At 68.2% G+C, this 12401-nt stretch carries 13 protein-coding genes; 8 read left to right on the plus strand and 5 right to left on the minus strand.

The genetic code is table 11. The features are described 5' to 3' along the window. Positions 1 to 7: 7 nt before the first annotated feature. The 8 genes from tdh (at position 8) to mmsB (ending at position 8870) form a co-directional block, all read left to right on the plus strand. Positions 8 to 1039, plus strand: coding sequence for an L-threonine 3-dehydrogenase (tdh, locus tag VEC11_RS12830; RefSeq protein WP_464131899.1), 1032 nt, complete (start codon positions 8 to 10; stop codon positions 1037 to 1039). Positions 1040 to 1124: 85 nt separating this feature from the next. Then, positions 1125 to 2321, plus strand: a complete 1197-nt coding sequence (locus tag VEC11_RS12835; RefSeq protein ID WP_464131901.1) for a glycine C-acetyltransferase — start codon at positions 1125 to 1127, stop codon at positions 2319 to 2321. Then, entirely contained in the window at positions 2318 to 2788 is a 471-nt protein-coding gene (locus VEC11_RS12840) for a hypothetical protein (RefSeq protein ID WP_464131903.1), read from the plus strand. Before VEC11_RS12835 ends, VEC11_RS12840 begins: the two co-directional genes overlap by 4 nt. Further along, entirely contained in the window at positions 2785 to 3927 is a 1143-nt protein-coding gene (locus VEC11_RS12845) for an acyl-CoA dehydrogenase family protein (protein ID WP_464131907.1), read from the plus strand. Before VEC11_RS12840 ends, VEC11_RS12845 begins: the two co-directional genes overlap by 4 nt. Before the next feature lie 134 nt (positions 3928 to 4061). Then, positions 4062 to 5117: an enoyl-CoA hydratase/isomerase family protein gene (locus tag VEC11_RS12850; RefSeq protein ID WP_464131909.1), complete on the plus strand. Its 1056-nt coding sequence runs from the start codon at positions 4062 to 4064 to the stop codon at positions 5115 to 5117. A 103-nt stretch (positions 5118 to 5220) separates the two neighbouring features. Then, positions 5221 to 6948, plus strand: a complete 1728-nt coding sequence (locus VEC11_RS12855) for a PHA/PHB synthase family protein (protein WP_464131913.1) — start codon at positions 5221 to 5223, stop codon at positions 6946 to 6948. Positions 6949 to 7049: 101 nt separating this feature from the next. Beyond that, a complete protein-coding gene (locus VEC11_RS12860) occupies positions 7050 to 7826 on the plus strand; it encodes an enoyl-CoA hydratase (protein WP_464131915.1) in 777 nt (258 codons plus the stop codon). A gap of 105 nt (positions 7827 to 7931) precedes the next feature. Further along, entirely contained in the window at positions 7932 to 8870 is a 939-nt protein-coding gene (gene mmsB, locus VEC11_RS12865; protein ID WP_464131917.1) for a 3-hydroxyisobutyrate dehydrogenase, read from the plus strand. 4 nt (positions 8871 to 8874) lie between these two features. Here the strand turns inward: mmsB and VEC11_RS12870 are convergent, their stop codons facing one another. The 5 genes from VEC11_RS12870 to VEC11_RS12890 all read right to left on the minus strand — a co-directional run bounded on the left by VEC11_RS12870 (position 8875) and on the right by VEC11_RS12890 (position 12300). Next, positions 8875 to 9255, minus strand: a complete 381-nt coding sequence (locus VEC11_RS12870; protein ID WP_464131919.1) for a hypothetical protein — start codon at positions 9253 to 9255, stop codon at positions 8875 to 8877. Between the two features lie 104 nt (positions 9256 to 9359). Continuing rightward, a complete protein-coding gene (gene glpK / locus VEC11_RS12875; RefSeq protein WP_464131921.1) occupies positions 9360 to 10829 on the minus strand; it encodes a glycerol kinase GlpK in 1470 nt (489 codons plus the stop codon). 76 nt (positions 10830 to 10905) lie between these two features. Then, positions 10906 to 11487 (minus strand): class I SAM-dependent methyltransferase, encoded by a 582-nt coding sequence (locus tag VEC11_RS12880; protein ID WP_464131923.1) that lies wholly within the window; start codon positions 11485 to 11487, stop codon positions 10906 to 10908. Continuing rightward, entirely contained in the window at positions 11484 to 11933 is a 450-nt protein-coding gene (locus VEC11_RS12885; protein ID WP_464131925.1) for a hypothetical protein, read from the minus strand. The genes VEC11_RS12880 and VEC11_RS12885 overlap by 4 nt, the downstream gene beginning before the upstream one ends. Position 11934: 1 nt before the next feature. Then, positions 11935 to 12300, minus strand: coding sequence for a surface-adhesin E family protein (locus VEC11_RS12890; RefSeq protein WP_464131927.1), 366 nt, complete (start codon positions 12298 to 12300; stop codon positions 11935 to 11937). Positions 12301 to 12401 lie beyond the last annotated feature (101 nt).

Genomic DNA, 12401 nt, shown 5'->3' on the forward strand with positions numbered 1-12401 from the left:
GGCAAAGATGAAAGCTTTGGTGAAGAAGGAACGGGCCCGCGGCCTCTGGCTCGAGGACGTGCCGGAGCCCGAGGCGGGCGCCAATGACGTGAAGATCCGGGTGAAGCGCACCGCGATCTGCGGCACCGACCTGCACATCTACAAATGGGACGAATGGGCGCAGAAGACGATTCCCGTCCCCATGGTCGTCGGCCACGAATTCGTCGGCGAGATCGTCGAGGTCGGCGACAACGTCAACGACTATGCCCCGGGCATGATCGTCTCGGGCGAGGGCCATATCGTCTGCGGCCGCTGCCGCAACTGCATGGCCGGCCGCCGCCACCTCTGCCCCTATACGAGCGGCGTCGGCGTCAACCGGCCGGGCTGCTTCGCCGAATATGTCGTCATCCCCAACGCCAATGTCTGGCAGCATGCCGACAATATCGATCTCGACATCGCCTCGATCTTCGACCCTTATGGCAACGCCACCCACACCGCTTTGCAATGGGACCTGGTCGGCGAGGACGTGCTGATCACCGGCGCCGGCCCGATCGGGGCGATGGCCGCCGCCATCTGCCGCCATGCCGGCGCCCGCCACGTCGTGATCACCGACGTCAACGACTACCGGCTCGAGCTGGCCAAGACGCTCGGCGCCACCCAGACGGTCAACGTGTCGCGCGAGAAGCTTCGCGACGTTCAGAGCGAGCTCGGCATGACCGAGGGCTTCGACGTCGGCCTCGAAATGTCCGGCAACCCGCAGGCCTTCCGCGACATGCTCGACAATATGGCGCATGGCGGCAAGATCTCGATGCTCGGCATCCCGGCCGAGGAGATTGCGATCGACTGGAACAAGGTCGTCTTCAACATGCTGACGATCAAGGGCATTTACGGCCGCGAGATTTTCGAGACCTGGTACAAGATGACGGTGATGATCCAGTCCGGCCTGGACCTCTCCCCGATCATCACCCACCGCCTGCCCTATACGGACTTCGAGGCCGGCTTCGAGGCGATGCTGCAGGGCGGCACCGGCAAGGTCGTGCTCAACTGGGAGTCCGCATAGCCACGTCATTGCGAGGAGCGCAGCGACGCGGCAACCCAGACTGGATTGCCGCGCTTCGCTCGCAATGACGATGTAGGAGACAAGAATGTACGGCACCTATCAGCAACACCTCCAGGCCGAGCTCGACTCCATCCGCGAGGCGGGCTTCTACAAGACCGAGCGGGTGATCACGACCCCGCAGGGCAGCCATGTCCACGTCGCCACCGGCGAGGACGTGATCAATCTCTGCGCCAACAATTATCTCGGCCTCGCCCAGGATCCGCGCGTCAACCAGGCCGCGCAGGAAGGGCTGGAGCGTTGGGGCTACGGCATGGCCTCGGTCCGCTTCATCTGCGGCACGCAGGCGGTGCACAAGCAGCTGGAGGACCAGCTCTCCCGCTGGCTCGGCACCGAGGACACGATCCTCTACCCGTCCTGCTTCGACGCCAATGGCGGCCTGTTCGAGACGCTGCTCGGGCCCGAGGACGCGGTGATCTCAGACGAGCTCAACCACGCCTCGATCATCGACGGCGTCCGCCTCTGCAAGGCGCAGCGCTACCGCTACAAAAATGCCGACATGGCCGATCTGGAGGCGCAGCTGCAGGCGGCCGACGCCGCCGGCGCCCGCTTCAAGCTGATCGCCACCGACGGCGTCTTCTCGATGGACGGCTATATCGCCCCGCTCGCGGCGATCTGCGACCTCGCCGAGAAATATGGCGCGCTCGTCCATGTCGACGACAGTCATGCCACCGGCGTCGTGGGCGAAGGCGGCCGCGGCACGCCGGAGCATTGCGGCGTGATGGACCGGATCGACATCATCACCGGCACGCTCGGCAAGGCACTCGGCGGCGCCTCGGGCGGTTTCACCAGCGCGAAGAAGGAGATCGTCGACCTCCTCCGCCAGCGCTCGCGCCCCTATCTCTTCTCCAACACCGTCGCCCCGGCGATGGTCGCCGGCGCGGCCAAGGCGGTCGAGCTCGCCGCCGCCGGCCGGGAGCTCCGCGCCCGCCTCCGCGACAATATGCGCTTCTTCCGCGAAGGCCTGACCGAGGCCGGCTTCGAATTGCTCCCGGGCGACCATCCGATCATCCCGGTCATGCTCCACGACGCCCGCCGCGCCTCGGCCTTGGCCGAAGCGCTGCTGGCGAAAGGCGTCTACGTGATCGCCTTCTCCTTCCCCGTCGTCCCCCGCGGCAAGGCCCGCATCCGCACCCAGATCAGCGCGACCCACACGCGCGACGAGCTGGAGCGGGCGGTGAAAGCGTTTGCGGAGGCCAAGGCGGAGATCGAGGAAACGGCATGAGCGACTGGAGCGCAGGCCGGACGACGCGCCGCGTCGTCGCGGGTGGGCTCTTTATAGGTTGGCTCGTGGCGCTCGTGCTCCCGGCATTGACGATTAATATCGGCCGGGTGCCAGACCCGCCCGTCCTCGCCGGATGGGAAATACTCAGAGCCGGCGCGCTCAGCATCGCAGCCTTTCAGTTCGGATGGTTGGCCAATCCGCTCTTGCTCCTCGTCTTAGCCATGCTGGCATGGGGTCCGCCTTGGCGGAGCGCGCTCCGGGTGTCGGCGGGTCTGCTGGTCCTGTGCACGCTCGACACGCTCGATCTCTTCCTGCGGCCTGACTACTACACCTTCGAAGGCGCCCATGCCGGATATTATGTGTGGGTGGTCGTGAACCTAGTCGCAGCGGTGGCCACCTTCGTCCTCACAAGTTCGCGGCCCAAGGTTGCGGAAGATACCAACACCAGTAAAGCGACGATCCCATGAGCCAGTTCGACCTCACCGACGAGCAGCGCCAGATCCAGGAGATGGCGCAGCAGTTCACCGCCGATGCGATCACTCCGCATGCCGCGGAGTGGGACGAGAAGCATATCTTCCCGCGCGACACGATCCGCGCCGCGGCCGAGCTCGGCTTCGGCTCGATCTACGTCTCCGAGGACTCCGGCGGCATCGGCCTCGGCCGGCTCGAGGCCGCGCTCATCATGGAGGCCATGGCCTATGGCTGCCCCTCCACCAGCGCCTTCATCTCGATCCACAATATGACCGCCTGGATGATCGACCGCTTCGGCTCGCAGGCGGTGAAGGAAAAATATCTTCCGCAGATGGTGACGATGGAGCGGATCGGCTCCTACTGCCTGACCGAGCCCGGCTCCGGCTCCGACGCCGCGGCGCTGAAGACCAGGGCGGTCCGCGACGGCGACCATTATGTCGTCACCGGCTCCAAGGCGTTCATCTCGGGCGGCGGCAAGAACGAGAATTACATCTGCATGGTCCGCACCGGGCAGGACGGGCCAAAGGGGATCAGCTGCCTGGTCATCGAGAAGGAGATGGACGGCGTCTCCTTCGGCGCGCAGGAGAAGAAGCTCGGCTGGCACTCGCAGCCCACCGCCCAGGTCAATTTCGACTCCGTCCGCGTGCCCGCCGAGAATCTGGTCGGCGGCGAGGGCGAGGGTTTCCGCATCGCGATGATGGGCCTGGACGGCGGCCGCCTCAACATCGGCGCCTGCAGCCTCGGCGGCGCCCAGCGCTGCCTCGACGAGGCGATCAAATACACGAAGGAGCGCAAGCAGTTCGGCTCCGCCATCGCCGATTTCCAGAACACCCAGTTCATGCTCGCCGACATGGAGACCGAGCTCCAGGCCGCCCGCATGCTGCTCTACGCCGCCGCAGTGAAGGTCACCGAGAACGCGCCGGACAAGACCAAGTTCGCGGCCATGGCCAAGCGCCTCGCCACCGACAGCGGCTCCTCGATCGTCGACCGCGCGCTGCAGCTCCACGGCGGCTACGGCTATCTGCAGGACTATCCGATCGAGCGCTTCTGGCGCGACCTCCGCGTCCACTCGATCCTCGAGGGCACCAACCAGGTCATGCGCATGATCGTCGGCCGGGAGCTGACGCGGCAGTGACGGACGATGACCAGATCCTCCCCGCTCGCGGGGAGGGGGACCGTGCGGAGCACGGTGGAGGGGGAGTGGGGCCAGGCACAGAGCCCCCTCCACCAGGCGTCGCCTGGTCCCCCTCCCCGTCCCGGGGAGGATTGATGACCGACAAAATACTCAGCCGCATCGAAGGTCGCACCGGCCGCCTGAGCCTGAACCGGCCGCAGGCGATCAATGCGCTCGACCTCGACATGGTCCGCGCGATCACCGAAGCGCTGCAGAACTGGCAGCATGACCAGGCGGTGAAATTGATCCTGATCGATCATGCGGAGGGCCGCGGCTTCTGCGCCGGCGGCGACGTCGTCACGATCGCGAAGAGCGCCGAGGGGCATGGCGCGGCGGGCCAGGCCTTCTTCTTCCAGGAATATCGGATGAACCACCTCATGTACACGTACCCCAAGCGCGGGGTCGTGTTCATGGACGGCATCACCATGGGCGGCGGCGTCGGCATTTCCTGCCCGTGCAAGTACCGGATCGCGACCGAGCGCACCGTCTTCGCCATGCCGGAAACCTCGATCGGCCTGTTCCCCGACGTCGGCGGCGGCCGCTACCTTTCCCGCCTGCGCGGCCGGATGGCCCAGTTCCTGGCGCTGACCGGCGCCCGGCTCGACGGCGCCGAATGCATGGCCCTCGGCCTCGCCACCCACTACATCCCCTCCGACCGGCTGGAGGAGGTGAAGCGCCAGCTCGTCGAGGTCCCCGAGCATGTCGAGGCGATCCTGCGCAAGGCGAGCATCGAGCCGCCCCCGGCCCGCATCGTCCAGAATTACGCGATCATCGACCGCTGCTTCGCCTCGGACCGGCTGGAGGACATAATCGACTGCCTCGAGGAGGACGGCTCGGACTGGGCGCGGAAGGAGCTGGCGACTTTGCGCAAGAAGTCGCCCACCGCCTGCAAGGTCTCGCTGCGCCTGCTCGTCGAGAGCCCGCTGCAATTCCATTTCCTCGACGAGATGCGCCTCGAATATGGCATCGTCGTGCGCATGTTCCGCCATCCCGACTTCATCGAGGGCGTCCGCGCCCTGCTGATCGACAAGGACAATGCGCCGAGGTGGAACCCGCCCACCCCCGAAGGCGTCACCGACGAGATGATCGACCGCATCTTCGAGCCTTTGCCGCCAGAACAGGCCTGGACCCCGCTGGGAGCGGATTCGTGACCTTTCACCGTCATTGCGAGGAGCGGAGCGACGCGGCAACCCAGCAGGTCTTCGAAGCGGCACTGGGTTGCTTCGCTTCGCTCGCAATGACGAAAGTTGTGAAATGACCGACTCCCGCGTCTGGCACCTCCCCGACTCCGCCCCCCAACCGGCCGAGCTGGCCGCCGCCTGGACCCGTGTCATCGAGAACGGCATCGCCGCGATCCGCGCCGGCGCCGTGCACACGCCCTCTACCCTCGCCTTCGATCCGACCGCGCCGGCCCGCGCCATGGCCGAATTCTCGGTCCAGCTCTGGTCCAACCCGATGGCCGTTCTCCAGGCGAGCCAGCATGCCGCCTCGGAATGGATGGAGCTCTGGGGCGCCAGCGCCCGCCGCCTCGCCGGCGCCGAGGTCGAGCCGGTCATCGCTCCCGAGCGCGGCGACCGCCGCTTCGGCGACGCCGCCTGGAGCGAGGAGCCGGTCTTCGATTATCTCAAGCAGGCCTATCTGCTCGCCTCGAAACAGGCTGCCGACCTCGTCGCCAACGCCGATGTCGACGAGGCCACCCGCACCCGCGCCGAATTCTACACGCGCGCCTATATGGACGCGCTCAGCCCGGCCAATTTCGCCTTCACCAATCCGGAGGCGATCCGCCGGGCGATCGACACCGGCTCGATCAGCCTGCTCTCCGGCCTCGCCAACCTGCTCGCCGACGCGGCCACCGACGCGAAGCTCCCGGTCCGCCGCACCTCGGCGGAGTTCGAGCTCGGCCGGGATATCGCCGCGACGCCCGGCAGCGTGATCTTCCAGAACGAGCTGATGCAGCTCATCCAGTACGCCCCCGCGACGGACGAGGTCTACAGGCGCCCCCTGCTCTACGTGCCGCCGCTGGTGAACAAATATTACCTGCTGGACCTCCAGCCCAGGTCGAGCCTGATCCGCTGGCTGGTCGAGCAGGGCCACACGCTCTTCGTCATCTCCTGGGTCAATCCTGGCCCCGAGCTCGCCGGCAAGGGCCTCGACGCCTATCTCGACGAGGGTCCCCTTGCCGCGCTGGACGTCATCGAGAAGGCGACCGGCGAGAAGGCGGTCGACCTGTTCGGCTTCTGCATGGGCGGCACCCTCGCCGCCATGGCCGCCGCCCGCGCCGCGCCCGGCCGCATCGCCTCGCTGACCACGATCGGCTCGATGTTCGACTTCACCGACATGGGCCAGTGGGCGACCTTCCGCGAACCCGCCCAGCTCGAGGCGATGGAGAAGCATCTCGAGGCGAAGGGCGTTATGGCCGCGCACGAGCTGCAGGCGCTCTTCTCCGTCGTCCGCGCCAATGATCTGATCTGGTCCTCGGTCGTCGCCCATTATCTGCTCGACAAGGAGCTGCCGCCTTCGGACATCCTCCACTGGTTCGCCGACGGCGCCCATATCCCCGCCGCCTTCCTGATGGACTGGACGAAGCGCATCCTCGTCGCCAACGAACTGACCGAGCCCGGCGCCCTCGCCTTCGACACGCCGGCCATGATCATCTCGCTCAAGGACGACCATGTCTCCGCCTGGCAGGCCACCTATGACGGCGCGAAACTGCTCGGCGGCGAGACGCGCTTCCTGCTCGGCGGCTCCGGCCACAATGCCGGCGTGATCAACCCGCCCTCGGCGAACAAGCATGGCTACTGGACCAACGCCGACATGCCGGACAGCGCAGAACAATGGCTGGAAACCGCCACCCGCAACGAAGGCAGCTGGTGGCCCGAATGGCAGGCCTGGCTGGTGCGGGACGGCGGCGCGAAGGTCAAGGCGAGAAAGCCGAAGAACGAGCTGGAGCCGGCGCCGGGCAGCTACGTACGGATGAGATAGATGTGCTCCGGCGAAGGCCGGAGCGCTGGACGAAGCGCGAAAGCGCCGGAGACAAAAGGCCAACGCTCCGGCCTTCGCCGGAGCACGAAAGCGAGTGAGACATGGCAGATTACGAAACCATCCTGGTCGAGCAGCAGGGCGCAGTCACGCTCGTCACCCTGAACCGCCCCCAGGCGCTCAATGCCCTCAATTCCACCGTCCTCGCCGAATTGATCGCCGCCTTCGCCGCCTACGACGTCGACGACAGCCAGCGCTGCCTCGTCCTCACCGGCAGCGAGAAGGCCTTCGCCGCCGGCGCCGACATCAAGGAGATGGAGGCGCAGGGCTTTGCCGAGATGTACGGCAGCAACTTCTTCGCTGGCTGGGAGAAGGTCACGGCGACCCGCAAACCCTGGCTCGCGGCGGTCGCGGGCTTCGCGCTCGGCGGCGGCTGCGAGGTGGCGATGATGGCGGACTTCATCATCGCCGCGGACACAGCGAAGTTCGGCCAGCCCGAGATCAAGCTCGGCGTCGCCCCCGGCATGGGCGGCTCGCAGCGCCTCACCCGCGCGATCGGCAAGGCCAAGGCGATGGAGATGTGCCTGACCGGCCGGATGATGGGCGCCGAGGAAGCGGAGCGCGCCGGCCTCGTCGCCCGCGTCGTACCCGCCGCCGATTTGCTCGCCGAGGCGCTGAAGACCGCCGGGCAGATCGCCGCCATGGCCCCGCTCGCCGCCATCGCCAACAAGGAGATGGTCAACGCCGCCTTCGAGACCGGTCTCGCCCAGGGGATATTGTTCGAGCGCCGCCTGTTCCACGGCCTGTTCGGCACCGAGGACCAGAAGGAAGGCATGACCGCCTTCGTCGCCAAGCGTGCGGCGGAGTGGAAGGGGAAGTGATAGCCGTGCTCCGGCGAAGGCCGGAGCGGCGGATGCAGCGCGGAAGCGCGGGAGATACACCCCACAACGCTCCGGCCTACGCCGGAGCATCACGGAGAGAGTGAAATGGCACGCGTCGCATTTATCGGGCTCGGCAATATGGGCGGCGGCATGGCCGCGAACCTCGTCAAGGCGGGGCATGAGGTCGTCGCCTTCGACCTCAGCGCGGACGCCCTCGCCCGCGCCGAGGGCCGCGGCGCAACGCGCGCCGCCACCGCTGCCGAAGCGATGAAGGATGCCGAGGCCGTCGTCACCATGCTCCCCGCCGGCAGGCATGTCCGCGCCGTCTATGCCGAGAGCGTGCTCGGCCAGGCGCCGAAGGGCGCGATCCTGATGGACTGCTCGACCATCGACGTGGCCTCCGCCCGCGCCGTGATCGCCGACGCCGCCGCCGCGGGCTACGACATGGTCGACGCCCCCGTCTCCGGCGGCATCGCCGCGGCCGAGGCGGGGACGCTCACCTTCATGGCCGGTGGCACCGACGCGGCCTTCGCGCGCGCCCGGCCGTTCCTCGAGCAGATGGGCAAGGCGGTGATCCATGCCGGCGAGGCGGGCGCCGGCCAGGCGGCCAAGATCTGCAACAACATGCTGCTGGGCGCCACCATGGTCGCGACCTGCGAGGCCTTCGCCATGGCGAAAAGGCTCGGTCTCGACCTGCAGACCTTCTACGACATCTCGTCAAAGGCCTCGGGCCAGTCCTGGTCGATGACCAGCTACTGCCCGGTCCCCGGCGTCGGCCCCGAGACGCCCGCCGACCGCGACTATGAAGGCGGCTTTGCGGCGGCCCTGATGCTGAAGGACCTGCGCCTCGCCATGGCGGCGGCCGAGAGCGTCGACGCCTACACGCCGATGGGTGCCGAGGCCGAGGAGCTCTACACGCGTTTCGCCGAGGCGCTCGGCGGCGGCGGCAAGGATTTCTCCGCGATCATCAAGATGATCGACGATTCATGGGTGCCGCCGGAGGGGACGGTGGCGCCGCCGCCGCCCCTCGGCGCGAAGGTTTAGCCCCTCAATTCCCCGCAGGGGCGGCCGCCGCCGGCTCCGGCGCGGGCCGGGCCGAGCCGATCTGGCCCTCGATGCCGATCATCGTCGCATCGGCGACATTGCGCGTCAGGATGATGCACGGCTCGCGGAAGCGCGGCCGCGCGCAGATCTGCCAGCGGTCGCCGGGATGCAGCGAAAGCGAGCGGATGTTCCACTCCGTGCGGACGGCCGAGTTCGCCTCGTCGACGATCATCTGCTCGCCGTTGAAATTGGCTTCCTTGTACAGGATCAGCTCGCCATGCACGGAGTGCATCTTGGGAGCGGCGGCCTGATTGCCCGACTGGGCGAGCAGCGGCATGCCGGCAACGCAGCCCGCGGCCGCCAGCGCGACGTAAATCTTCTTCATGATGAGCCCTTATGCAGTCTTGAGTGAGCGCGCGGAATTTACGCCCCGCGCCCTGCTTTGCAAGGGCTTAGCAAGAATCTGCTGAACGGACGCTGTCCGCCGGCTCAGGCGGAGAGGACGGAGTCGATCGCCTTGCGCCAGCCCGCCAGCCGCGCCGTCCGCACCGCCTCCTCCATGGCGGGAGCGAAGCGCCTGACTGCGCCGCGCATCGCCGCCGCTTCCTCCAGCGAACCGAACAGACCGGCTCCGACCCCGGCCAGCATCGCCGCGCCGAGCGCCGTCGTCTCGATGAAGGCCGGCCGCTCCACCTCCAGCGCCAGCACGTCCGCCAGGTCCTGCGCCAGCCAGTCGTTCGCGACCATGCCGCCGTCCACCTTCAGGCATTCCCAGGCGGCGCCGTCGCCGGCGAAGGCGGCCATCAGGTCGTGCGTCTGGTGCGCCATCGCCTCCAGCGCCGCGCGCACGACATGGGCCCGCCCGGCGGCGAAGCTGAGCCCGGTCAGCGCCCCGCGCGCGTCCGGCCGCCAGTGCGGCGCGCCGAGCCCAGCCAGAGCCGGCACCAGATAGACGCCCGCATTGTCCGCCACCGAGCGCGCCAGGGCCTCGCTCTCCGGCGCCGTCACCAGCATGCCGAGCGCGTCCCTCAGCCACTGGATCAGGCTGCCGGCGACGAACACCGAGCCTTCGAGCGCGTAGCGCCGCTCGCCGCCCAGCTGCCAGGCCAATGTGGTCAGCAGCCGGTGCCGCGAAACCGGCGCCGCTTCGCCTGTGTGGGTGAGCACGAACGCGCCCGTCCCGTAGGTCGCCTTGGTCTCGCCCGGCGCCAGGCAGCATTGCCCGATTGCCGCCGCCTGCTGGTCTCCCGCCATGCCGCAGATCGGGATCGAAGCGCCGAACAGGTCCGGATCGGTGTCGCCATATTGGCCGGCGCAATCGACGATCTCCGGCAGCGCCGCCGCCGGCGCGCCGAACAGGTCGCAAAGCCCCGCCTCCCAGCTGCCTCTGTGGATGTCCATCAGCGCCGTCCGCGACGCATTGGTCGCGTCGGTGACGTGCAGCCCGCCGGTCAGCCTGTAGACGAGCCAGGACTCCACCGTGCCAATGCACAGGTCGTCCCCGGCCGCCGCGACCTCGGGCCAGTGCGCCATCGCCCAGCCGATCTTGGAGGCCGAAAAATAGGGGTCGAGCAGCAGCCCGGTCTTCGCCTGCACCGCGCCCTCGTGCCCGGCCTCCTTCAGCGCCGCGCAGAGTTCGGCCGTCCGCCGGTCCTGCCAGACGATCGCCCGGGCCAGCGCCCGCCCCGAGGATCGTGACCAGAAGCATATCGTCTCACGCTGGTTGGTAATCCCGATCCCCGCGATATTCGCCGCTCCGCCCGCCTTCGCCACCACCGCCCGCGCGCAGGCCAGCGTCCGTTCCCAGATCTCCTCCGCATCATGCTCGACCCAGCCCGGCCGCGGATAATGCTGCGTCAGCTCCGCCTGCTCGGTGCCCAGGCACGCCCCGTCCGTCGCGAACAGCATCGCCCGCGTGCTGGTGGTGCCGGCGTCGATGACGAGGATGGTATCGCTCATAACCATGGTCTCCACTCGCCATCGTCATTCCCGCGACCACGGGAATCCAGCTTTTTCTTCCGATTCCCTGTGGGCGTCAGCGCTTCCGCGTGATCCGGTACACCGTCGCCGGTGGCAGATTGCGCAGGGTCCGGCCGATCCGCTTATGCTCCAGGCCGAGCCGCTCGCGGATCGGCTTGGGGACCGGGCAGCGCGGGCCGTAGGTGAACTGGTAGAAGGCGCCGTCCTCGCGCAGATAGTGGAAGGCGTCGATCAGCACGCTCATGATCTTGCGGGGCGACATGGACAGGAGCGGCAGGCCGCTGACCACCGCACCGACGCTGCCCGGCGCGTAAAGTTCGAGGCCGGCGATCCGCGCGGCGTCCGCCTTCACGACATGGGCGCGCGGAAAACGCTCGCGCAGCATCTTGAGGAAGTTCGGCCCGCTTTCGATGAGCGTCAGGTCGCCCTCGTCGACGCCGCGCGCAATCAGTGCCCGGCTGAACACGCCCGTGCCCGCGCCGAGTTCGATGACGGGGGCATGCCGGGCCCCGATCTCCCTGGTGATGAGCCTGGCCAGCGCATCGCCCGACGGCATCACGGCCCCGACCTTCTCGGGGTTCGCCCCACGCGAGCGGAGGAAGTGGAGAAGGTCGGACTTCGTCTGTTTCGCCGTCACAACGCCTGTCCCGCCCCGCTCAGCCGCGGCCAGGCCGCCCGGGTGCCGATCGCATAGGCCAGCCCATAGACCAGCACGATCGCCGAACTCCACCACCAGAAGGGGCTCATCATGCCGGGCCGCAGCAGCAGGATCGCGGCCGGGGCGAGCGCCCGCAGCAGATAGACCGCGCTGATCGCCACCAGCCCCGTCCGCAGCAGGGGCAGGCGCGGGATCAGCCCGGCGGCCGAAAAGGCGTAGGCGGCCCAGACGAACAGGATCGCCGCGATGCCGGCGGTGATAAGGGCCGGCCGCAGCTCGCCCCGCTCCGCCGCACGCGCCATCCCTTCGCCGGCGCCGAAGAAGCGGTACCAGTCCGGCCCGCCGGCGATCACCGCGAGATGGGCGAGCGCCGCGAGGGCGCTGAGCACGCCCGCGACGATGAGCCAGGTCCGGTCCTGCGTCACCTCAGCAAACCGCGTCCCGGATCGTGGCGACAAAGCTGCCCGGCGGAATGCTCTCGAATGGCGGCGGCACCGTGTCCCTGCGGACCACCGACCCGTCCGGGGCGTAGGTGATCGTCTCGATCACGCGCATCATCGCCGCGGCGCAGCGTATCTCCGCCCGCGAGATCGCCCGCGGCGAGCTTTCGGGCGACTGGATCGCCCGGGTTCTGAAGGTCACCGTGACCACCTCGGGCCCGCGCTGCACACTGGCCGCGTCCCAGGCCAGCTCAAACCGATCCCTGGCGGTCCCGAGCGGCCGCCAGTCCGGCGTCGCGGGAGCATTTGCAGGCTGCGCCGTCGCCAGCAGCAGGGCGATCATCGTGGACATGGCCTCCCCTTTCGTCATCCCGGACCTGATCCGGGAACTGTGAACTCCGTCTTCGCGAACCCGCACAATCCGCGTTCATGGATGCTGAATCAAGTTCGGCA

Origin of the sequence: Allosphingosinicella sp., assembly GCF_035626655.1 — a bacterium.
Taxonomy (GTDB): Bacteria; Pseudomonadota; Alphaproteobacteria; order Sphingomonadales; family Sphingomonadaceae; genus Allosphingosinicella.

Excerpts from the sequence above, each read along its gene's own strand:
- mmsB (WP_464131917.1), top strand. The coding sequence starts at position 7,932 with ATGGCACGCGTCGCATTTATCGGGCTCGGCAATATGGGCGGCGGCATG.
- VEC11_RS12860 (WP_464131915.1), top strand. The coding sequence starts at position 7,050 with ATGGCAGATTACGAAACCATCCTGGTCGAGCAGCAGGGCGCAGTCACG.
- VEC11_RS12855 (WP_464131913.1), top strand. The coding sequence starts at position 5,221 with ATGACCGACTCCCGCGTCTGGCACCTCCCCGACTCCGCCCCCCAACCG.
- VEC11_RS12850 (WP_464131909.1), top strand. The coding sequence starts at position 4,062 with ATGACCGACAAAATACTCAGCCGCATCGAAGGTCGCACCGGCCGCCTG.
- VEC11_RS12835 (WP_464131901.1), top strand. The coding sequence starts at position 1,125 with ATGTACGGCACCTATCAGCAACACCTCCAGGCCGAGCTCGACTCCATC.
- VEC11_RS12840 (WP_464131903.1), top strand. The coding sequence starts at position 2,318 with ATGAGCGACTGGAGCGCAGGCCGGACGACGCGCCGCGTCGTCGCGGGT.
- VEC11_RS12845 (WP_464131907.1), top strand. The coding sequence starts at position 2,785 with ATGAGCCAGTTCGACCTCACCGACGAGCAGCGCCAGATCCAGGAGATG.
- VEC11_RS12890 (WP_464131927.1), bottom strand. The coding sequence starts at position 12,300 with ATGTCCACGATGATCGCCCTGCTGCTGGCGACGGCGCAGCCTGCAAAT.
- tdh (WP_464131899.1), top strand. The coding sequence starts at position 8 with ATGAAAGCTTTGGTGAAGAAGGAACGGGCCCGCGGCCTCTGGCTCGAG.
- glpK (WP_464131921.1), bottom strand. The coding sequence starts at position 10,829 with ATGAGCGATACCATCCTCGTCATCGACGCCGGCACCACCAGCACGCGG.
- VEC11_RS12870 (WP_464131919.1), bottom strand. The coding sequence starts at position 9,255 with ATGAAGAAGATTTACGTCGCGCTGGCGGCCGCGGGCTGCGTTGCCGGC.